23 protein-coding genes and 2 riboswitches are annotated in these 22,090 nt (G+C 29.9%); of the genes, 15 read left to right on the top strand and 8 right to left on the bottom strand.

What is annotated here, in order from left to right; translation table 11 throughout:
• The first annotated feature begins 204 nt into the window (after nt 1-204).
• Together AC5LAX_RS09340 and AC5LAX_RS09335 are read left to right on the top strand one after the other, a co-directional pair.
• Nucleotides 205-585, top strand: a complete 381-nt coding sequence (locus AC5LAX_RS09340; RefSeq protein ID WP_015562181.1) for a DUF805 domain-containing protein — start codon at nt 205-207, stop codon at nt 583-585.
• Nucleotides 586-595: 10 nt separating this feature from the next.
• Nucleotides 596-1,036, top strand: a complete 441-nt coding sequence (locus AC5LAX_RS09335) for a DUF805 domain-containing protein (protein WP_022228196.1) — start codon at nt 596-598, stop codon at nt 1,034-1,036.
• 101 nt (nt 1,037-1,137) lie between these two features.
• Here the strand turns inward: AC5LAX_RS09335 and fabV are convergent, their stop codons facing one another.
• From fabV to AC5LAX_RS09315, 4 genes are all read right to left on the bottom strand, one after another.
• Nucleotides 1,138-2,310, bottom strand: a complete 1,173-nt coding sequence (gene fabV, locus AC5LAX_RS09330; protein WP_117585591.1) for an enoyl-ACP reductase FabV — start codon at nt 2,308-2,310, stop codon at nt 1,138-1,140.
• 291 nt (nt 2,311-2,601) lie between these two features.
• Nucleotides 2,602-3,393 carry a segregation and condensation protein A gene (locus AC5LAX_RS09325; RefSeq protein ID WP_117585592.1) on the bottom strand — a complete coding sequence of 264 codons (792 nt, stop codon included), beginning with the start codon at nt 3,391-3,393 and terminating at the stop codon, nt 2,602-2,604.
• A gap of 10 nt (nt 3,394-3,403) precedes the next feature.
• Nucleotides 3,404-4,030: a site-2 protease family protein gene (locus tag AC5LAX_RS09320; RefSeq protein ID WP_008537902.1), complete on the bottom strand. Its 627-nt coding sequence runs from the start codon at nt 4,028-4,030 to the stop codon at nt 3,404-3,406.
• 40 nt (nt 4,031-4,070) lie between these two features.
• Complete coding sequence (locus AC5LAX_RS09315) at nt 4,071-4,616, bottom strand: NUDIX domain-containing protein (protein ID WP_008537901.1); 546 nt, start codon at nt 4,614-4,616, stop codon at nt 4,071-4,073.
• A gap of 292 nt (nt 4,617-4,908) precedes the next feature.
• Nucleotides 4,909-5,093, top strand: a riboswitch (cobalamin riboswitch).
• Nucleotides 5,094-5,323: 230 nt separating this feature from the next.
• Here AC5LAX_RS09315 and nikB point away from each other — a divergent pair.
• The 6 genes from nikB to AC5LAX_RS09285 are packed head-to-tail and all read left to right on the top strand — an operon-like array spanning nt 5,324 to nt 11,790.
• Nucleotides 5,324-6,256: a nickel ABC transporter permease gene (nikB, locus tag AC5LAX_RS09310; protein ID WP_117585593.1), complete on the top strand. Its 933-nt coding sequence runs from the start codon at nt 5,324-5,326 to the stop codon at nt 6,254-6,256.
• Nucleotides 6,257-6,262: 6 nt separating this feature from the next.
• Nucleotides 6,263-7,084, top strand: coding sequence for a nickel transporter permease (gene nikC, locus AC5LAX_RS09305; protein WP_220450534.1), 822 nt, complete (start codon nt 6,263-6,265; stop codon nt 7,082-7,084).
• A gap of 46 nt (nt 7,085-7,130) precedes the next feature.
• A complete protein-coding gene (locus tag AC5LAX_RS09300; protein ID WP_288909637.1) occupies nt 7,131-8,699 on the top strand; it encodes an ABC transporter substrate-binding protein in 1,569 nt (522 codons plus the stop codon).
• A 13-nt stretch (nt 8,700-8,712) separates the two neighbouring features.
• Nucleotides 8,713-9,504 carry an ABC transporter ATP-binding protein gene (locus AC5LAX_RS09295; protein WP_288909604.1) on the top strand — a complete coding sequence of 264 codons (792 nt, stop codon included), beginning with the start codon at nt 8,713-8,715 and terminating at the stop codon, nt 9,502-9,504.
• Nucleotides 9,497-10,441 (top strand): ABC transporter ATP-binding protein, encoded by a 945-nt coding sequence (locus AC5LAX_RS09290; protein ID WP_117585596.1) that lies wholly within the window; start codon nt 9,497-9,499, stop codon nt 10,439-10,441. Before AC5LAX_RS09295 ends, AC5LAX_RS09290 begins: the two co-directional genes overlap by 8 nt.
• 38 nt (nt 10,442-10,479) lie before the next feature.
• The gene (locus AC5LAX_RS09285; RefSeq protein ID WP_117585597.1) at nt 10,480-11,790 is read left to right on the top strand and encodes an MATE family efflux transporter; all 1,311 of its coding nucleotides are present in this window, start codon (nt 10,480-10,482) and stop codon (nt 11,788-11,790) included.
• A 54-nt stretch (nt 11,791-11,844) separates the two neighbouring features.
• Here the strand turns inward: AC5LAX_RS09285 and AC5LAX_RS09280 are convergent, their stop codons facing one another.
• Complete coding sequence (locus AC5LAX_RS09280) at nt 11,845-12,636, bottom strand: Cof-type HAD-IIB family hydrolase (RefSeq protein WP_117585598.1); 792 nt, start codon at nt 12,634-12,636, stop codon at nt 11,845-11,847.
• A gap of 130 nt (nt 12,637-12,766) precedes the next feature.
• On the opposite strand from AC5LAX_RS09280, the gene AC5LAX_RS09275 reads away from it, so the two are divergent.
• The 6 genes from AC5LAX_RS09275 (at nt 12,767) to AC5LAX_RS09250 (ending at nt 17,600) form a co-directional block, all read left to right on the top strand.
• Nucleotides 12,767-13,636 (top strand): DMT family transporter, encoded by an 870-nt coding sequence (locus tag AC5LAX_RS09275; protein WP_117585599.1) that lies wholly within the window; start codon nt 12,767-12,769, stop codon nt 13,634-13,636.
• 42 nt (nt 13,637-13,678) lie between these two features.
• A riboswitch (TPP riboswitch) is annotated at nt 13,679-13,782 on the top strand.
• A 199-nt stretch (nt 13,783-13,981) separates the two neighbouring features.
• Complete coding sequence (gene thiS / locus AC5LAX_RS09270) at nt 13,982-14,179, top strand: sulfur carrier protein ThiS (RefSeq protein ID WP_018999352.1); 198 nt, start codon at nt 13,982-13,984, stop codon at nt 14,177-14,179.
• A 2-nt stretch (nt 14,180-14,181) separates the two neighbouring features.
• Nucleotides 14,182-14,820 carry a sulfur carrier protein ThiS adenylyltransferase ThiF gene (thiF, locus tag AC5LAX_RS09265; RefSeq protein WP_117585600.1) on the top strand — a complete coding sequence of 213 codons (639 nt, stop codon included), beginning with the start codon at nt 14,182-14,184 and terminating at the stop codon, nt 14,818-14,820.
• A gap of 15 nt (nt 14,821-14,835) precedes the next feature.
• Entirely contained in the window at nt 14,836-15,594 is a 759-nt protein-coding gene (locus AC5LAX_RS09260) for a thiazole synthase (RefSeq protein WP_115151419.1), read from the top strand.
• 38 nt (nt 15,595-15,632) lie between these two features.
• The gene (gene thiH, locus AC5LAX_RS09255) at nt 15,633-16,850 is read left to right on the top strand and encodes a 2-iminoacetate synthase ThiH (RefSeq protein ID WP_018999350.1); all 1,218 of its coding nucleotides are present in this window, start codon (nt 15,633-15,635) and stop codon (nt 16,848-16,850) included.
• A gap of 102 nt (nt 16,851-16,952) precedes the next feature.
• Nucleotides 16,953-17,600, top strand: a complete 648-nt coding sequence (locus AC5LAX_RS09250; protein WP_008537883.1) for a hypothetical protein — start codon at nt 16,953-16,955, stop codon at nt 17,598-17,600.
• A gap of 45 nt (nt 17,601-17,645) precedes the next feature.
• Here AC5LAX_RS09250 and AC5LAX_RS09245 read toward each other — a convergent pair whose 3' ends face one another.
• On the bottom strand, nt 17,646-17,882 hold the full coding sequence (locus AC5LAX_RS09245) for a DUF1653 domain-containing protein (RefSeq protein ID WP_288909606.1): 237 nt from the start codon (nt 17,880-17,882) through the stop codon (nt 17,646-17,648).
• Nucleotides 17,883-17,912: 30 nt separating this feature from the next.
• Nucleotides 17,913-18,533, bottom strand: a complete 621-nt coding sequence (locus tag AC5LAX_RS09240) for an N-acetylmuramoyl-L-alanine amidase (RefSeq protein ID WP_008537881.1) — start codon at nt 18,531-18,533, stop codon at nt 17,913-17,915.
• 316 nt (nt 18,534-18,849) lie between these two features.
• Between AC5LAX_RS09240 and AC5LAX_RS09235 the strand changes: the two genes are divergently transcribed.
• A complete protein-coding gene (locus AC5LAX_RS09235; RefSeq protein WP_288909607.1) occupies nt 18,850-20,856 on the top strand; it encodes a phospholipase D family protein in 2,007 nt (668 codons plus the stop codon).
• A 37-nt stretch (nt 20,857-20,893) separates the two neighbouring features.
• Here AC5LAX_RS09235 and AC5LAX_RS09230 read toward each other — a convergent pair whose 3' ends face one another.
• Nucleotides 20,894-21,937, bottom strand: a complete 1,044-nt coding sequence (locus AC5LAX_RS09230; RefSeq protein WP_493263821.1) for a tyrosine-type recombinase/integrase — start codon at nt 21,935-21,937, stop codon at nt 20,894-20,896.
• Nucleotides 21,938-22,090: the final 153 nt, after the last annotated feature.

Genomic DNA, 22,090 nt, shown 5'->3' with positions numbered 1-22,090 from the left:
CTTTTAAAACCATTTTAATTGCTTTAACTTTAAATTCATTTGAGTATTTAGTCATAAAAAAACTGCACCTCCAAAAGTTGTTTTTTGTCCAACTTTTGGGGTGCAGTTCAGTTATACTATGCTTTTTTTATTGCAAAAACTATTAAATAATGAATTTTTATTTTATAATATAAGTAAAATAAAATTCAAGGAGATAAAAATAAAATGAAAAATGCATCTCTAGAAGAACGATTTTTATCTACAAAAGGTCGCATAAATCGTAAAATATTTATCTTATATGCAGTATGTTTTATCTTATTTTGTCTATTTTTGATAATACCAACGTTTTTAGTGATTATCAGTACGACAGATGGAACAGTAGTTGATATTAGTATAAGTATAGTATCTACATTGATTGAATTAGCATTATTACCTAGTTTATTTTTAGGAATTAAACGTTTGCATGATTTAGATAAATCGGCTGTATGGATAATTTTATGTGTAATTCCATTGATAAATATGCTATTTTTGGCTTATTTATGTTTAATAAAAGGGACTGATGGTGATAATAAATATGGAAAAGACCCTTTAAGTTTGGATTTATAAGGAGTTTTTTATGAATTTAGAAGAAAAATATTTTTCTACAGAAGGTAGATTAAATCGAAAGCCATTTATTCATTATATAATCTTTTTGATTGTCATATCATTGGCTTTTATAGGGATTATTACTTTATTAGGTTTAGCTAGTGCATTATCTATTGCTATTTTAGGCGAAAATGTAAATGATTTAAATGTTTTATCACAAATAGAAGTAATTCCTATTTTGCTTATTTTAGTAGCTTCTTTAATTTTAATAATATTATTTTTACCACTTAATTTTTTGATGATACGACGTTTGCACGATTTGAATTTTAGCGGTTGGTGGATAATATTTCCTATTGTTTTTCCTTTTGGCTATTTCATTTTTATTTTGTATTTGATTTTGGCTAAAGGAACAAATGGTCCAAATAAATATGGTGAAAATCCTTTAGAATTAACAAAAAGCAGTAATGTTTAAATACATTACTGCTTTTATCATTAGTAGAAACTTTTTATCAAAAAAATAGAGTAGAGAAGACTTTCTACTCTAAAAAATATATAAATTTGTTTGAGTTTGTATTATTCAACTAAATCAAGATTTACTTCTGGATTTACGTCAGCATCATAATCTACATTATCAAAACCAAAGCCAAAGAGATTGTAGAAGTCATTCCAATAACCATCTACATCAGCATATTGAGTTAAGTTTTCAGTAGTTACTTTATCCCAGTATTCAAAAATAGTATTTTGTACATCGTCTCTCATTTCTAAATCATCAATGCGAATACGGTGTTCATCATCTACTTTTGGTTGTGGTTGAGAGAGGTATTCATGCCATAAACGATACATTTGTTCGATAGTACCTTCATGAACATTTTTATCTTTCATTACACGATACATTACCGCCACATATAAAGGAACAATAGGAATAGCAGAACTAGACTGTGTAACTAAAGCTTTATTTACAGAGATAATAGCATTAAAGCCTTCTTGACGTAAAGTTTCAGCTGTTTTATAAAGATGTTGTTTAGCAGCACCGATAGTACCTTCATAATATATTGGGTATGTAATCTTAGAACCAATATAAGAATATGCTACAGTGCAAGCATTTTCAGTTAAAACATCAGCAGCTTTTAAAGCATGCATCCAATCTGCCCAATCTTCGCCACCCATAACTTTAATAGTAGCTTCTACTTCTTCAGGAGTAGCAGGTGGTAAAGTAGCTTCAGTTAATTCATTTGTTTTTAAATTTAAAGTCTTAGCAGTGAAAGGTTCATCAACAGTTTTTAATACGGAAGAATACATAGTTCCATCAGCTGTTGTACGACGAGGAGCAGCTAAGGAATAAACGACCATATCAATTTTGCCTAAATCTTTTTTTATAAGTTCAATAGTTTTTTCTTTAATAGCTTGAGAGAAAGCATCACCATTTATTGTTTTAGCATAATAGCCATCATTTTTTGCAAATTCTTCAAAAGCAGCTGTATTATACCAACCAGCAGTTGCAGTTCTTTTACCATGTGCTGGTTTATCAAAAATAACTCCAATTGTAGAAGCACCGCTCGCGTATGTTGCACAAATACGAGATGCTAAGCCATAACCTGTAGAAGCACCTAATACTAATACACGTTTACCAAGTTCAACCTTTGGCTGACTTTTTACATATTCGATTTGACGGCGTACGTTTTCTTTACAGCCTTCAGGGTGAGAAGTTAAACAGATAAAATCTTTTACTCTTGGCTTGATAATCATAAAATATTCTCCTTTACTTAGTTATCGCTAAGTTTTATATTATATTATTTTAATTAATATATAGGATTATTAATTTGAATAATATTAATATAAATATATATATTATTTATATTATACAACTTAGACTCAATAATAACAAATGATATTTAGATTAAAAATAAATTAAGAAATAATATTTTATTATAATTAATAAATAAAATAATTATTCTCGAGGGGAGAAATAAAAAAAATAGACGCTTACAAGCGTCTATTTTCATGAATTTTTATCAAAAAATCATCTATTAACAATCTTTAATTATTTTCAGTATTATCAACAATAATATCGTTATCAGAAGATTCGACTTCATCATTGATTTTTAAATAAATGGGCGAAAATATACTTGTCTGATATACTGTTATTCTCTTTATTTTAATCAATTCTAACATAGCTAAAAAAGTAGTGATTAATTCAGATTTAGAAATCTTATGCTCACTATATTGAAATACAGTGTTAAAACAAATATTTCCGCCATGTTGTTTAAGCAAAGCCAATAAAGAAATGATTTTATCTTCAATAGTATATTTTTCTCGAGCAACATTAGCTACAAGAGGTTCATTTTCAATTTGGCTTTCTAGCACATTTTGAAATGCTTGCCACAAAAGTTTTACATCAAGCCCTTTAGGTGGCAAATGTTTTGTCGGTAGATTAGAAGCTTCACGAAAAAATCTTTTGCCAGCTTCATCTGCCATTTCACCTAAAATACTGCTGACTTCTTTATAACGACGATATTCTAATAATCGTTCGACTAATTCTTTTCGTGGGTCAACCTCATCAGTATCATCTTCATTTACTTCTTCTACCTTAGTATCAGGTAATAAAATTTTGGATTTGATTTGTAATAATGTGGCTGCCATGACTAAAAACTCACTAGCTACTTCAATATTAAACTCTTTAAATTTAGCAAGATAATCCATATATTGTTCCGTCAATAGAGCAATAGGAATATCATAAATATCAATACGATTTTTTTCAATCAAATGCAATAATAAATCTAATGGCCCTTCAAAGGATTCTAAATGTACCTTATATTGTTCTTGTTGCATAAAAAACTCATTAAATAATAATAGAAATAATAAGATTTAAAATGCTTATAATAAAGTTACTGATAGGGTGAATGATAAAACCCAATATTCCAGTAAAAACAAGAGCGATTAGAATAAAAAAGCTATAACGATTAATTACAGAAGATTGATATTTATAAGCTAATCTACCTGGTAACAGAGAAGATAAGATTTTAGAACCATCAAGTGGTGGAATAGGTACTAAATTAAAAATAGCAAAATTTACATTATAAATAATAATTAATTGTAATACCATAACAAGCCAATGAGGAGCAAAACTATACTTAAAACAAAGAGCAAAAAATATTGAAGCTACAAAAGCTGTGATTAAATTAGCTAATGGTCCTGCTAAGGAAACTTGCATTTCACCTTTACGCCAATCATCAAAATTATTTAAATTAATTGGTACAGGCTTTGCCCAACCTATTTGAGCAAAAAATAACATAATCAATCCAATAGGGTCAATATGAGCTACAGGATTTAAAGTTAATCTGCCATTCATACGAGGAGTGAAATCTCCTAAATTATCAGCAACCTTAGCATGGGCATATTCATGAACAGTCAATGCAATCAACAAACCTGGGATTGCATATATCATATCTGGACCAAAACCAAACATTAAATACCTCCTAAATTTTTAAATAACAAATATAAATAAATTATTGTTTACACAATTTTTCTGCCATTAAAATAGCAACAACAGATTTAGCATCAAAGATTTCACCTTTATTAACTAAATCGACAGCTTCGCTTAGTGGCATTTCTACTAGATTTATAAATTCATCATCATCAGTATGTTGTTTACCTTTTACTAAATCTTGTGCTAAATAAATATAAATCCATTCATTAGAGAAACCAACAGTAGTAGCTAATTTATGAATTTGTGTGTATTTATTAGCAGTATAACCTGTTTCTTCAGATAATTCACGTTTAGCACAAATTAATGGGTCTTCGTCAACACTATCTAATTTGCCAGCAGGAATTTCTAAAGTTACTTTGCCAATAGGATAACGATATTGACGCACTAAAATAATATTACCATTTGGCAATACAGGAATAACAGCAGAAGCACCTTGATGTTTTATCCATTCACGAACAGCTTTATTACCATTTGGTAATTTTACATAATCACGCTTTACATGAAGTAATACCCCATCAAAAATATCTTCGGAAGAAACTTTTTCTTCAATTAAATCTTCATACATGAAAATCCCTCTCTTTATATTATAATATTGATAACAATTATAAATTTTATATTCATAATTATATCATCTATAAAAACAATAAGCTATGAGAAAAATAATATACAAAAGTCTATTGTAAATAGATTTTTTGTGGCTATAATTTTTAAATATTTTTATCAATCCGCCAATAAGTTAACAACTTTACAAAAACTATATATCTTATATAAAGTTTTTAGTAATAATAAAATTAATGAAATTTATTATAAAATAATTGACAAAGATTATCACTAATGATAACATAAAACATAAGTAATAAAATATAGATAGAATAGGTGTCTATACAGACTTAATAGGGAATTCGGTATAAGCCGAAGCGGTCCCGCCACTGTAAAGACGAGCGATTTCACAATTATGTCACTGAGAATAAATTATCTTCTTGGGAAGGCGTGAATAGCTATGACTCTAAGCCAGGAGAACTGCCTATTTAATAATCACCGTTATTACCTGCGAGCGATGGGAAGGCGATTTTGTACGAATATAAATTTGTATAATACTGCCTAATTCTATGGAATTAGGTTTTTTTATTATATTTTATATTTGTATATAATCATATTTAAGTCTGCTTGTTAAAGCAGACTTTTTTGTTAGGGATAAACAAGAAAATAAAGAAAGGAGCTAAAAGATAATCTACTAAAAAAATAAACAAAATATAAAGGAGGCTTTTTATTTTGAAACGATTAATAAATCGTTTAATTCAATTAGTAATTACTTTAATTGGAGTCAGTTTTTTAACATTTTGTTTAACTTATTTATCACCTGGTGATCCAGCCACTATGCTCTTAGAAGCATCAGATACTATTGTTTCTCAAGAAGTAATTGAGCAAACTCGTGAAGAAATGGGACTTAACGATCCATTTCTTGTACAATATGGTAATTGGCTTTTAGGTGTAGTGCAAGGCGATATGGGAATTTCTTATTCAGCTAAAAAACCTGTTATGGAGAAATTAATAGAAGGCTTTGCAGGGACTGTTTTATTAGCATTAACTACAATTATTTTAATTATGGTCATTTCCATTCCTTTGGGAATTTTTTCTGCTACGCATCGCAATAAAATTCCTGATTTTTTAGTGAGAATATTTTCTTTTATTGGTGTATCTATGCCAAGCTTTTGGGTGGGTTTGATTTTATTATATATCTTTGGCTTAAAGCTGGGTCTAGCTCCTATTGCTACAGCAAAGGTCAGTTTTTCAGGTTTAGTATTGCCCGCACTTACTTTAGCTATTTATCAATCAGCGAAATATACTAGACAAGTGCGTACTGTCATTTTAGATGAATTACATCAAGATTATGTAATTGGCGCTAGAGCTAGAGGATTGTCTGAAAAAGCTATTTTATGGAAACATATTTTACCTAACGCCATTTTACCTTTAATAACTTTATTAGGTATGTCCATCGGTTGGTTATTAGGTGGTGTTGCTGTTATTGAAACTGTTTTTTCTTGGCCAGGTATAGGCAAAATGGCAGTTCAAGCGATTACTATGCGTGATTATCCATTAATTGAAGGGATTGTTTTATGGATTGCCACAGTATATACAGTAATTAATTTTTTAGTGGATTTATCTTATAGTTATCTCGATCCAAGAATAAAAAAGGAGAATTAATACAATATGATTTTTAATTTTATAAAACAAAATAAATTATTCTCCATATATTCTTTTTCAGTCATTTTAATAATCTGCATTGCTCTATTAGCACCAGTTTTAGTGCCACATGATCCTTATGAAGCCAATATGTTGAAAGCATTGCAAACGCCAAATAATGAATATTTTTTAGGTACAGATAAATTGGGCAGAGATATTTTTTCACGCATAATCTATGGTATGCAAATATCATTATTTATGACGATTTGCATTGTGATTTTGACAGCAACTATAGGTTCAATCATAGGTATAATTGCTGGTTATTTTGGCGGTAAAATAGAACTTATTTTAATGCGTTTGGCTGATATTATGCTTTCTTTTCCAGGAATTATTCTAGCTATCGCTATAGCTGGCATCATGGGTGGAAGTATTATAAATACGATTTTCGCCTTAGTCGTTGTAAGTTGGGCAAAATATGCTCGCTTAGTACGAAGTTTAGTTATTAAATTAAAAAATAATGATTTTATCATAGCTAGTAAAACTAGTGGAGCAACTACATTTACAATTATGTATCATCATTTACTACCTAATATTTTACCGTTGATAGTGATTACGGGAGCTATGGATATTGGCACTATGATGATGGAAATAGCGGGTCTATCTTTTTTAGGTTTTGGTGCTCAACCACCTACACCAGAATGGGGATTAATGCTCAATGAAGGTCGTCAATATATTCAAACTGCTCCATGGCTGATGATTTATCCAGGGTTAGCTATTTTTATAGTAGTAGCTATATTTAATCTTTGGGGAGATAGTTTACGTGATATTTTAGACCCTAGACAGGATTGATAGATTTTATTGATAAGAAAAGAGGTTAAATATGAAAAGTTTTAGAATGAAAAAATTATGGAAGGCTATTAGTTTAAGTCTATGTGGTATATTGACTGCAGGTATAATAGCTGGTTGTGGCTCTGAAAATACAGTAGATAAAACTACTTTAAAATTTGGAGTTACAAATTTTGCAGATACTTTAGAGCCAACACAAAATTATTTTGGCTGGGTTGTGATGCGTTATGCTATTGGTGAATGTTTGGCAAAATTTGATGAAAAAATGAATGTTCAGCCATGGCTTGCGGAAAGTTGGTCTATTAGTGATAACCATTTAACATGGACTTTTAAAATCCGTGATAATGTAAAATTTTCTAATGGCAATCCAGTAACATCTGAAGCTGTAAAAAAATCTATTGAACGTGCTTTTGCTAAAAATACTCGAGCAAAAACTTTCTTTGAATACACAGAAATGAAGGCTGATGGTCAAAATCTAATAATCACAACAAGCAAACCTCAACCTAATATGCCTGGATTTTTGGCTGACCCATTATTTATTATTGTAGATGTTAGTGCAGAGGAACAAGGTAGAGATTTTGCCAAAGAAGGTCCAATTTGTACTGGTCCATATAAAGTGGAATCTTTTGTAAAAGAAAAGGCTGTAATGGTGAGAAATGAATATTATTGGGATGGTGAAGTTCCATTCGAGCGTGTAGAAATACCATCTATTGATGATCCTAATACTCGTGCTATGGCACTTCAATCTGGTGAAGTTAATTTTGCTGTAAATATCGCAGCTGGAGATATAGATTTATTTAGAAATAATGATAAATTCTATATCGATGAAATTTCTTCATTACGTACAGTACTTGCTCGTATTAATCAAAATGGTATTTTAGGCGATGATAAAGTTCGTGCTGCCTTGATTTCTGCTTGTGATCGAGAAAATTATAATAAAATATTACTAAAAGATACTTTTATCACAGGTAAAGCACCAATACCGCCATCTATGGATTATGGCTTTGATGAGTTGACAGATCCAAATGCATATAATCCAGAAAGAGCTAAGCAATTATTAGCCGAAGCTGGTTGGAATGATAGTAATGGAGATGGTATTTTAGATAAAGATGGCAAGGACTTAAGTCTTGATTTTGTCGTGTATAATAGCCGTGCAGAGCTTCCTTTATACGCTGAAGCTGTACAAGCTGATGCTAAAAAAGTAGGAATTAAGATAAATATAAAAAGTGTAGATTATAACCTTATTGATAAAATGGGTATTGATGGCGATTATGATTTACTTATTTCTAATATTACAACTGCTAATACTGGAGATCCTGAAATTTATTTAAGTTGGTATTGGAAAACTAATGTAAATGGAGATAATCCACAAAATGGTTCTGGATATAGTAATCGTGAATATGATGAGATTTTAAATCAATTATCTGTCGAATTTGATAAAGAAAAACGTCGTCAATTAATTATTGAAGCGCAACAAATCTTATTAAATGATGGTGCAGCATTATTCTTAGGTTATCCACAGACTAATATTATCAGCACCAAAGGCTTAGAGGGTGTAGTTATGTATCCATCGGATTATTATTGGCTTACTAATAAAATAAAACCAGCTAAAGCATAAAAGGGGTAAATTAATGTTACTTGATGTATCTAATTTAACTATTCAATATAACAAAAATATAGAAGCTACAGTTAAAAATATTAATTTTTCTTTGGATAGAGGAGAAATTTTGACCATAGTTGGTGAATCTGGCTGTGGTAAAACTACAGTGATTAGAGCCATATTAGGTTGTTTACCTAATAGCGGAAAGATTATAAATGGAAAAATTCTTTTTGAAAATCAAGATTTATTGAAATACAACCATAAAGATTGGCTATCTTTAAGAGGAAAACATATTGCTATGATTTTCCAAGATAGTGGTAATATGTTAAATCCTATCCAAACTATTGGTAAACAATTTATAGAATATCTACAAATTCACGATGATCTTACTAAAAAAGAAGCATATTCTTTTGCTGTAGAAATGCTTACTCGTATGAATTTAGCTAATCCTGAAAATATCATGAAATCATATCCATTTGAATTATCTGGCGGTATGCGTCAGCGTGTTGGTATCGCTATGGCAATAAGTTTTAAACCATCTTTATTATTAGCAGATGAGCCTACTTCTGCCCTTGATGTTACTACGCAAGAACAAATAGTTAAAGAATTGATAGAAATTCCTCGCAGTTGTGGTACAGCAATGATTGTAGTAACTCATAATATTGGTGTAGCTGCGTATATGTCAGATAAAATTATGGTAATGAAACAAGGCAAAGTTGTAGAATATGGTAAAGCCGAAGATATAATTAATTCACCACAGGCAGAATATACTAAAACTTTACTTGCTTCAGTTCCACAAATAGGAGGACAGCGCTATGTCTAAAGTTATTATGCAGGTAAAAAATATAACTAAAAAATTTCCAGCTAGTAATAATAGATTTTTAACAGCTTGTGATGATGTTAGTCTTAATATTAATGCTGGAGAAACAGTAGGCATTGTTGGCGAATCTGGTTGTGGTAAATCTACACTGGTAAAAACTATTATGAATATGCACGCACCAACTTCTGGTGAAGTTATTTTTCATAATCAAGATATTACTAAATTAACAGGAGAAAAACGTCGTCAAAATTGTCGTCATATTCAAATGGTTTTTCAAGACCCTACAGCAGCGTTTAATCCTAAAATGAAAATCGGCGATATTATTTGTGAACCGCTATTAAATTTTAATTTAATAAAAAAATCACAAATGAAAGAAAAAGCTCAAGAATTATTGCGATTAGTAGAGTTGCCAGATGATTTTGTATATAAATATCCGAATAATATGAGTGGCGGTCAACGTCAACGTGTAGCTATTGCCAGAGCTTTAGCCCTAGAGCCTGAAATTATTGTTTGTGATGAAGCCACTTCTGCTCTTGACGTATCTGTTCAGGCTAAAATCATTAAATTATTAGTAAAACTTCAACGAGAAAAAAATATCACCTATATTTTTATTTGTCATGATTTAGCTTTAGTTAGTTTATTTAGTCATCGTATAGCCGTGATGTATCTAGGCAATATCGTTGAAAAAATTGATGGTGATAAATTGATCGAAGCAAAGCATCCATATACTAAAGCTTTATTAAAAGCAGTTTTTTCTCTAGATAATGAGCAAAATAAAAATATAGAAACTCTTTTTGGTGATATCCCAAGCCCTTTGGACTTGCCAAAAGGTTGTCCATTTCAAAATCGCTGTAAATACTGCAAAGATATTTGTAAACAGGAAAAGCCAAAATTAAAAGAGATATCAGTTAATCATCATGTTGCTTGTCATTTATTTTAAATAAAATAATATAAAAATTTTAATAGATGGGAGATTTTATGCTATCACAATTAACTTATAAAGAATATCTAAAAGTAACTACTCCTTTTATGTTATCCACAGCTACACAGCCTCTATTAGGAGCTGTAAATACTGCTGTTATGGGGCATATGTCAGAAGCTTTTTATATAGCTGCTGTTTCTTTGGGAGTAATTTTATTTAACAATATATATTGGCTATTTGGATTTTTGAGAGTGTCTACTACAAGTTTTTCCGCTCAAGCTTTGGGCAGTGAATCCGCCAAAGATAAATTTTTAGCTTTAGCTAGACCACTACTTATAGCTATAGTAATAAGTTTAATATTTTTAATCATTTATCCGTGGATTTTCAAATATTATGCGTTGCTAATGAAGCCTGAAAGCCAAGTTGTTGAATTGATGAAAAATTATTGTGATATCATTATATGGGGAGCACCATTTGTTTTAATCAATTATGTAACGCTAGGCTGGCTCATGGGACAGATGATAATTCGCTATACTATGTTTATGCAAATATCCATGAATGTATTGAATATCGTCTTATCTATCGTATTTGTATTTATCATGGATATGAATATTCAAGGTGTAGCCTATGCTTCTTTGATTGCTCAAATATATGGTTGTATGATAGGTTTTATCGCTATTTATAAACGAGGGAACTTAATCATTTGCAGTGAATACATTCAAAGTTTAAAAACTTTACAACCATTTTTAGCCATGATGAAGGTAAATGTGGATTTAATGTTTCGCACTGTTTGTTTATTGACGATAAATAATTTGTTTGCCATAGCTGGGGCAAGCATGGGAACTGTTACACTAGCAAGTAATGCTATTATCTTAGAAATCATTTTTATCGTGGTCTACTTTATTGATGGTATGGCAAATGGTGTGAGCGTATTTTCAGGAAAAGCAAAGGGATATAAGGATATAAATTTATTAAATTCAGTATTAAAGATAAGCTTAAGATGTTTAGCTGTATTTATAATTTTTATTTCAGTGATTATGTATATCACTAAATCGTATTTTATAAATATGATGACTGATTTGGCAATTGTGGCTAATTATGCTAACGATTATAGTATCTATCTGATTTTGCATCCAATATGTGCTTGTGTGGGATTGCTTTTATATGGTATGTATACAGGTATTGGTAATACAGCTTCTATCAGAAATATGATGTTTGTCGCTGTGATATTTTTTTATATCTGCCAAAAAATATTGATGTCTTATCTAGGTAATGATGGTATATGGCTAACATATAATTTAACGTATTTATTAGAATCAATTATTCTCATTTTGTATTTACCGTCGTTAAAGAAATATTTTAATTAAAGAAAACCTACTATAGATTACTTTTAAATAAGGTAATTTATAGTAGGTTTATTTTTATAATACGTTATATTGTTTTAAAGCATAAGCTACGCCATCATTATCTACATCTAAAGTGATGAAATCTGCTATCTGTTTTAAATTCTCATTAGCATTTCCCATAGCTATGCCATATTTTACAGCTTCAAGCATTTCCACATCGTTTCCGCCATCACCAAAAGCCATGGCTTCATTGATATCTATACCATAGTAAGCTAAAACTTTTTTGATGCCTGTGCCTTTACCGCCATCTTTAGGAATAATATCTGTAAAATATGGGCACCAACGAACAGCTTTGCAATTTGGCAAATATGGTAAGACTTCTTGTTCTTCATCTTCATTTAAGAAAATATTCAATTGATATGTTTTATGATTGGATACACGACTTACGTCATCAAATGCTCTATCAGGTGCAGTATCTCCTAAAGTTTCTTTTAATTTTGCTAAACGGTCATTATAGAGATTAAAATAAAAATAATCTATTTCCATAAAGCCACAAGCGATATCTTTATCTTTGATGTAATTTGTAAATTGGATTAAATCTTCACGATTTAAATATTCTTCGTGTAAGATTTTCCCTGTACTATCATAACAATATTGACCATTAAAAGTAATATAACCACTGAATAAATCGCCAAATTCATCAATTAAAAATTTCAAGTCATATGGCGGACGACCAGTTGCGATAAATAATTTTATTCCTTTTGCTTTTAAAGTATGTAAAGCTTGTATCGTAGATTCAGGAATTTTATGTGTTTTAAAGCTAACTAAGGTACCATCAATATCAAAGAAAATAGCTTTTATCATCATATCACCGTACTTTCATTAGAATTATAAAATATAAATCAATTATAACAAATTTTAAGCTAGTACGTATATTGTTTTTATGCTATATTATAAACAATAATTATTGACTAGATAAATATAGAAAGAGATGTGAATGATTTTCATGAATGCAACTTTAAAAAATATTACGGCTATGCTTGTTTTTGGTAGTATTGGTTTATTTGTACGCAATATAGAACTTGCAAGTTCACAAATAGCCCTAGTACGTGGTTTTGTAGGTGCTTTTATTTTATTTATTGCTATGGTATGCTTGCACAAAAAAATAAATCGAAATGCTTTGATAAGAAACTTACGCTATTTATTAATAGCTGGCGTAGCTATAGGTTTTAACTGGATTTTTTTATTTCAAGCATATAATTATACAACGATAGCTACAGCAACACTTACATATTATTTAGCACCTACTTTTGTAGTATTATTATCTCCATTTATATTAAAAGAAAGTTTATCTCTCTTTAAAATCATCTGTGTAATTTTATCTTTATTAGGTATGGCATTAGTCGCTGGCATATTCAATGATAACCAATCTGGTGTAAATGATTTTATCGGTGTACTCTATGGAATATCTGCTGCATTATTTTATGCGATTGTAGTCTTAGCAAATAAATTTTTCAAAGATATTTCTGCCATTGATAGCAGTATTGCTCAATTATTATTAGCTTCAATAATTTTATTGCCTTATGTAATCTATCAGGGAAATTCATGGAGTATGAGTGGTTTTTCGTTATTATCTTTGGCTATATTAGGTATTATACATACAGGTATAGCATATCTATTATATTTTTCTTCACTACAAGAATTACCAGCACAAAAAGTTGCTATTTTTAGCTATTTAGACCCAGTAACTGCGATTATTTTATCCACAGTTCTTTTAGCTGAGCCGATGAGTATTTCTCAATGGATTGGGGCGGTTTTGATATTAGGTTCTTTACTTGTCAGTGAGTTGTTCAAGAAAAATAATTAAACTTATTGACAAATGATAATTTATAAATTATATTGTATATATAAATTAATAACAGGGAGCTAGTAAACTGGCTGAGAGGAAGTTGTGAACTTCGACCTATGACCTGATTTGGATAATGCCAACGTAGGATAATAATTATGATGTATTTGCAATTAGAAGAGATGGCATTTTGTCATCTCTTTTTTATTTTAACACACATCTATATATTAATTTTTAAAATCACATAGAGTTGACCATGTGATTGAACAGGAGTTCATGAAGGGGTGCACCACCGCGGGTGTATCTTTTTGTGGACTCCTTTTTTAATAAAATTTCTCAAAAGATAAAAAATAAGGAGGTCTTATTTTGATAATAGTTAATGGACAAAATCAAGAAATATCTTTGCCTATGGATTTAGTTACTTATTTGCAAGAAAATAATTATCCTTTAGATAAGATAGCTATAGAGTTAAATGGTCAAATAGTCCCAAAAGCAAAATATGCGCAAACTATTTTAAATCCTAATGATAAATTAGAAATCGTAACTTTTGTTGGTGGTGGCTGATAATGGCAGACATTTTGGCAAAAGAATTAATTTATCAAACTTTAAATGACCGCCATGGCATAGTCAATCAAGAAAAATTGAACAATGCTAAAGTTGCTATAGCTGGGCTTGGTGGTTTAGGCTCTAATATCGCTGTGGCACTGGCTAGAATAGGTGTAGGTCATTTACATTTAATTGATTTTGACAAAGTAGATATCAGCAATCTCAATAGACAACATTATTTCATCTCACATCTAAATAAATATAAAACGCAAGCTCTAGCCGAGCAATTACAAATGATAAATCCTTATTTAAATATCGTTACTGATTGTATAAAAGTAACAGAAGATAATATTTTTTCATTGTTTAAAGATGAAGATATCATCTGTGAAGCTTTTGACGTTCCTGAAAATAAGGCGATGTTAGTAAATAAGATATTAGAACTTTTCCCCGAAAAATATATCATTTCTGGAAGTGGTATGGCAGGTTTTGGTCATAGCAATGAAATTCATACTCGTAAGGTGATGGGCAAATTTTATATCTGTGGTGATGAAAAAACTGCATTATCCAATGAAAATAGTTTAATGGCTCCTAGAGTAGCTATTTGTGCTGGTCATCAAGCAAATTTAATCACTCAATTGATTTTAGAAAATAATTTATAAAGAAGGTATCATATTATGTGGCAATTAGGAAAACATCAATTCAATTCAAGATTTATTTTAGGTTCTGGTAAATATTCTTTAGAATTAATTCAAGCAGCAATCAATGAAGCAAAAGCTGAAATCGTAACTTTAGCACTTCGCCGTGTAAATAATGGTGGTATGGCTAATATTTTAGATTACATTCCTAAAGATATAGCACTACTCCCTAATACTTCTGGAGCTAGAAATGCTGATGAAGCAATTCGCATAGCTCGTTTATCTAAAGAACTTTGTGGCAGTGATTTAGTAAAAATTGAAATTATGCGTGATAGTAAATATCTTTTACCTGATAATTATGAAACTATCAAAGCTACTGAAGTTTTAGCTAAAGAAGGCTTCACTGTTATGCCTTATATGTATCCAGATTTAAATGTAGCTAGAGATTTAGTAAATGCTGGTGCTAGTTGTGTAATGCCTCTTGGGGCTCCTATCGGCTCTAATAAAGGTTTATGCACAAAAGAATTTATTCAAATTCTCATAGATGAAATCGACTTACCGATTATTGTAGATGCGGGTATCGGTAGACCTTCTCAAGCTTGTGAAGCTATGGAAATGGGTGCCACTGCTATTATGGCTAATACTGCTATAGCAACAGCAGGTGATGTCGTTCGCATGGCAAAAGCTTTTAATTATGCTATTGAAGCAGGACGCCTCGCTTATGAAGCCAAATTAGGTCGTGTAAAAGCACAAGGAGCAAGTGCATCTTCTCCATTGACAGGATTTTTACAAGATTAATTATTAATTTAATCAGTAATAATTGTGAGGTAAGATGAATGAATAAAGATAATCATATTAATGAAAGTATTATTAATGATGAAGTAAGAGCTGAATTAAAAAAAGAACGTATTGACCATATGGCATATTTACCAGATATGGAAGTCATACCTAGCGATATTTTAGATAAGGTTATAGCTGATATGGATAGTTATGATTATGATAAATATACTGCTCAAGATGTACAAACTGCACTTAGTCATGACCACATTACACCAGAAGATTTTAGAGCTTTATTATCTCCAGCAGCACTCCCATTTCTTGAACAGATAGCACAGAAAGCTCAAAAAACTACTAAGAGATTTTTTGGTAATTCTATCTATATGTTCACACCAATATATATTGCCAATTACTGCGAAAATTATTGTATCTATTGTGGTTTTAATTGTCATAATAAAATTAAACGTGCTAAATTGAATTATGATGAAATCGATAAAGAAATGCAGGAAATTGCTAAATCTGGATTGCAGGAAATCTTGATTTTAACAGGTGAAAGTCGCAAACAATCCAGTATAGAATATATAGGTGAAGCTTGTAAAATAGCTAAAAAATATTTCCGTGTTATTGGACTTGAAATTTATCCATTGAATACAGATGAATATGCTTATCTACAAAAATGTGGTGCGGATTATGTAACTGTATTCCAAGAAACATATAATAGTGATAAATATGAAACACTTCATTTAGCTGGACATAAACGTATTTTCCCTTATCGTTTCTATGCTCAAGAAAGAGCAATTCGTGGCGGTATGAGAGGTGTTGGTTTTGCTGCACTTTTAGGCTTAGATGATTTTAGAAAAGACGCTTTGGCTACAGGTATGCATGCATATTATTTACAACAAAAATATCCACATGCAGAGATTGCATTTTCTTGCCCTCGCCTTCGTCCAATTATCAATAATGATAAAATCAATCCTAAAGATGTACATGAAGCACAGCTTTTACAAGTTGTATGTGCTTATCGTTTATTTATGCCATCTGCTAGTATCACTATATCTACTAGAGAATGTGCTAGAGTTCGTGATAATCTCGTAAATATCGCTACTACAAAAATTTCCGCTGGTGTAAGTACCGCCATCGGTGAACATAGCCAAGAAAGCGAAGATAAAGGCGATGCTCAATTTGAAATTGCCGACACTCGTTCTGTAGACGAAGTATATCATGATTTAATTCATAACGGCTTACAGCCAGTTATGGCAGATTATTTATACGTATAGAATATTTTATAAATTAGACACTAGACAAAACTATATTTCTAAAGTACACTTTAATCAAAGTAAATATTTCTCTTTAAGAAAATTTAGGAGGATTTGATTCGTATGCTAATATTAAAAAAGCTATCTTTGCTAGTACTTTTAATATGTTGTTTATGTTTAGTGCCAACTCCTGCTAAAGCAGCTCCTACAGATACTAGTAATTTGGCAATCAGTACGATTACTGGCTTTTTAAATCCCGAAAATGCTGCTATAAGGGATGATTTACTAGAATTATTGAAGGATTCACAGCATAGACAAGAGTTGATTGATTATATTGAAGCTACTAGACCTGTAATTGAAAAATATAAAGGCTATTTTGATACAGCTTCTAATGTAGCTATATGGTCAGAAGAAAATATACCTATTATCGGTCATTTAATAGGTAATGTAGCTATCAGTGTTACTAATTATTTTTATCAACAGGAATTGCAAGAATTAGCGACTACAGAGGTAGCACAAAAATTTGCGGAGCTTCGTCAATCAGGTATAAATATCGAGATAGATATTTTTCAGAGGGCATTATCTAATTATGTTTTAAATGATGGTATAGATTTATCTTTGATTATGAATTTACAAGAAATTATCAATGAAAGATTAGAAGTTCATAATTTTTTAAAGTCTATAATTGAAAGCTCAGATTTAGAATATAATATCATTGATGATGGTAATATCATTCCTAAATTAGATACTAGAATTAATTTCAATAAATAAAAAAATCCTATCTTTAAGTGATTTCTTAGAGATAGGATTTTTTTGTTAAATTAATTTTTCAAAACGATATTTTTGGGAAACATCAGGGTATTTTTGGCGGTCAACTTCACTCATAAACATATCTAAAGGTCTAATATAATCTTTAAAATCACCATATAAAGCTTTATAAACTACGAATTGTTCATAAGTTTCTGTATGTGTAGCTACAGTAATAATCAAATATTTTTTATCTTCACCTTTGAAGTGAACCCATATTTCTCCTGCTTTAGGTAAAGCTCTCATTATATTGTGTTCTCCTTTAATTTTTAATTATCAAATGAAATTACTAGCCATATGGCGGAGATGATATAAATCTGCATATAGATTTTCACCAGGACAAGCAGTGGCATTAAAATCACGATGACCAAATACTGTATTTTCATTTGGACTTAAACTATACATTTGACATAATAAACCAATCAATTTACTTGCAGAAGCAATTTGCATATCTGTAGGCATTTCATCATTAAAATTACCAGATAAACAAATACCAATACTACTATTATTATGTTGATAAGTATGTGCACCAATATCTTCTAATGGTCTGCCTGTTTCAATTAAACCACTTTTGCGAATAAACATATGATAACCTATACCAGACCAACCATTTTGTAGATGAATTCTATGGATATCTGCAGCTGTGATATCGTCGTTTCCGCCAATAGCAGAATGATGAACTATGATTTGTGAAGTTCTAGGTCTAGTAGATAAAGAAGTAAAATTGAAATAATTTTCAACAATTGGTAAATCAGAAGCATATAATGTATAATCAGCTGCTTTAGCTACATTATTATTAATATTTGCTATAGAATTTAAAAAAGTGGAAATATTTGCTCCTGCAAGTAATGCTCCACCTAATTTTAATCCTTTAATTATAAAATCACGTCTATTCATATAATTTGTCCTTCCCTAAGTAGTGTATCTATAATATAGCATCTTGAGTTAACTATAAGTCTAGTAGAAAATTTCTCTAATATAATATATTAATTGTATTGAAATGTATTTTCAAGTGTTTTAGAGAATATTTCTCAATTAATTGCAAAAAATAAAACTAAAAAGTATCTTATTTACTACACTTTGAAATTTGTAGTTGCTTATGATACAATAAAAATTAGTTTTTATAAAGCCTTGAAATATAAGGATTTATTTCTAATTTGGACTCATTTATAATGGATTATTTTTATGTTAAATTTTTAGGAGGAATTTTTTAATGGCACACCGTAAGACTAAACAACATACTGTAAATGTTGTAAAAGCTCAATTTTGTGCACCAGAAAACATATCATATTTGGATTTATTTGAAGGATTTAATGAATTATATACTATAAATATAGCTACTAATATAGATTTCTTAGCTAATCTTTTAGAATTATTCACCAAAGTAGAGATTATTTTTGGCAACCTTGCACTTGTACCATCTACTTTAGAAAATACATTTGCTATGCAAAAAAATACTTTGCAAGAATTATATAAAACAGAACATTATACTAATTTTAAAGAAAAATATACTCAAGGTAATTTAAATATATATTTGGCAGATGCGCCATTATATCCTGAAAAATTATTTTGCTTGAAAAATACACAGACAGGAGCAACTAGAGTAATTTTAGGCAGTAATAATCTTGACCAATTACCAGCTAATAGTGATCGCAATCAAGCTTTAGTTTATTTTGATGATGAAAATGCTTTCAATTATTATATGAACATATATAATGATTTTAAACAGAATAATAGCGAAATAGTAAATGAAAATGCATGGGAAATAACATATGAAGATACTCAAATGCTCGAAAATTTACCTATTTTGCATAAAGCTAAACAAGATAGCGAACATATCTATCCAGCAGTTAGCAAGACAACTATCGTAAAAACAGCAGAATATATTTCAGATATCGAGCGTTTAGCGAAAGATTTTGTAGATATTCCTAAGGCAGACCGTAAAGGACAGGCTAAAATCACAAACGATAAGATAGATACTATTAAACGTAAAACATTAGAAAATATTCAAGTTCGCCGTGCTAAATTTGAAAAATTTATGCCACAATTAGTTATTGAACCAGAACGCAATCGTGCTTTTTATAATGAACGCGAATTTAATTTCCGCCCTTATCGTGGCGATGTAAAACGTGATGCTGAAACTTATTTACAATATATGGAAGGATTTAATACAGCTGTACCAGCTAAAAATATTGAACCTTTAAAATTTGAGTATTTCAAATTGATGTCATGGTGCTTTTTATCTCCATTTTTAGCACGTGTGCGTACTACAATTAGAGAAGCTACTGTAACTGATGAAGTATTTACATATCCGATAGTAGCTTTATTATGTGGTCAATCAAATGCAGGAAAAACAATCTATGCTTCTTTATTAATGAAAATGATGACTGATTCTGCTTTGTATAAAGCTTTTGGTCAAAATAACTTCACGAAGACACGCATTGATTCACTTCTCTGTGATATAAAAGGTTTACCTATATTAATTGATGATATCACTCAAACTCAATTTACTAATAACAGTGGAAATATCATCAAACAAGAAGAACGCATCATTCGTGAAACTAAACCAGAAAACTTAAATTATTATTCAGCTATTTTACTTACAGCTAATAAAGATTTAAATAGCTTAAAAAATGAGCTTACTAAACGTATGGTCGTTTTCCATGTAAATGCCAGCTGGAATAACGAATTTACACGTCAACAAAAAAGTCCATGCTCCGAATTAATTCAAAAAATGAGAAATAATTTCTATAGCGAATATCTAGCAAAAATCATTCCTCATATTAATTTGTATTTAAGTCAAATTAATGATTTAGGCTCTAGTAGCATAGATTTATATAATATAAGCTCTGAAGTAATAATATCTATCTTTAAAGAATGTGGTTTAGATATTCCAAGCTATATGAGACCTCTTACTATGAAAGATTATTTTGATAGTAGAGCTGTAAATGAAATCATGATTAAATTCTTCCAAAGACAATATCGTCTAAATCGTGATTTCTTTGAAGTTAACAAGAAAAATAATCAGTTGATCTTTGAAGATAAAAGCTTATCTTCTGTAGGTAAGATGACCCCTATGCGCATTGCTGAATCACTTCCACCTGAATTGGAAGCAGATGTAGTCGGCGATAAAGTGATTATGCGATTGGATAGTGCAACTAAATTCTTTAGCACAGAATTCAAAGAGCAAGGTCTTTTGAATAAATTATTTGGTAGATAAATTAATAACAAATTAATAAAAATAAAAAAGCACACATTTATTTGTGTGCCTTTTTTTTATCTTCAGTAGTTATGTTTTCATTTAAATTAATGCCAGTAGTATAACGCTTATCCATTTTATTATAGATGTGAGCATATTTACTAGTTATATTAACATTGCTATGACGCAAAACCTGCTTTACTATTTGTAAATCTTTTGTATCTTTATAAAGTAAAGTGCCACATGTATGGCGGAGCATATGACAACTTATACCTTCTTTTTTTAATCCTGCTTTAGTCAGCCATTTATCTACATTATAGCGAATACCTCGTCTATCCATTCTTTTTCCTTTTACTTGATTAGTCAAAGTTGTAAATACTGGCTCTCCAAATTCATCAATAAAGGCAAATTCAAATGGTCGTATTTTTAAATACTCTTGTAATAAAATTAAAACATCATCACGCGGATAAATAAAATCATTATGCCCTTTACCATGAATATATATTGTCTTCATCTCCCAATTTATATCATTAACAGACATGCGATGAACTTCCACTGTTCTCAATCCTTCTAATGCCATAAGCATAATGATGATTTTATCTCTTAAATATTCAATATGTTTTTCATCGTAATCAGGTATAATATTTAATAAATCTCGTAATTGTTCTAATGTAAGAAATTTCATAGGAGAGATTTCACTTGCTTCATGTATTTTCACACCTACATCTTTAGCAGGGCTATTTTCTATCAATTTTAATTTTACAGCAATATTATAGAATTGTTTTATCGCATTTAACTTTACTTTAATGCTACCTTTTTTCATATTCATTTTTATTAAAAAATCTCGATAGTACATAAATTGATATTCTGTTATCTTTAATGGATGCACTTTATTTGTTAAACACCATTTTATATAACTATCAATAGCAGAACAATAATTTCTTAAAGTGTCTTCTGATGGTTCACCTTGAGAAAGATATCGTTTCAATAAAGTTTTATAATTCAATAATAAAGTATTTTCATTTATCTCTTCTTGTCGTAAATAATCTTTTACTAAAAAATCATTATCATCTATTTTTATTAAATTTGCCAAAAATCTCACTCCTATTCCAATATAAGATAAAATTATTTATTATATATCAATTTACCCATGCAATAAAAATAATAATAAATATTGATTTAAATTTATTTTTATTACATATAAATTATTATTTTTATATAGTTATCTATTTTATATTAATAATTTATTGATTTT

Source organism: Megamonas sp., assembly GCF_986095205.1.
The sequence above is the reverse complement of the archived record's forward strand: the minus strand, read 5'-3'. Positions and strand labels throughout refer to the sequence as shown.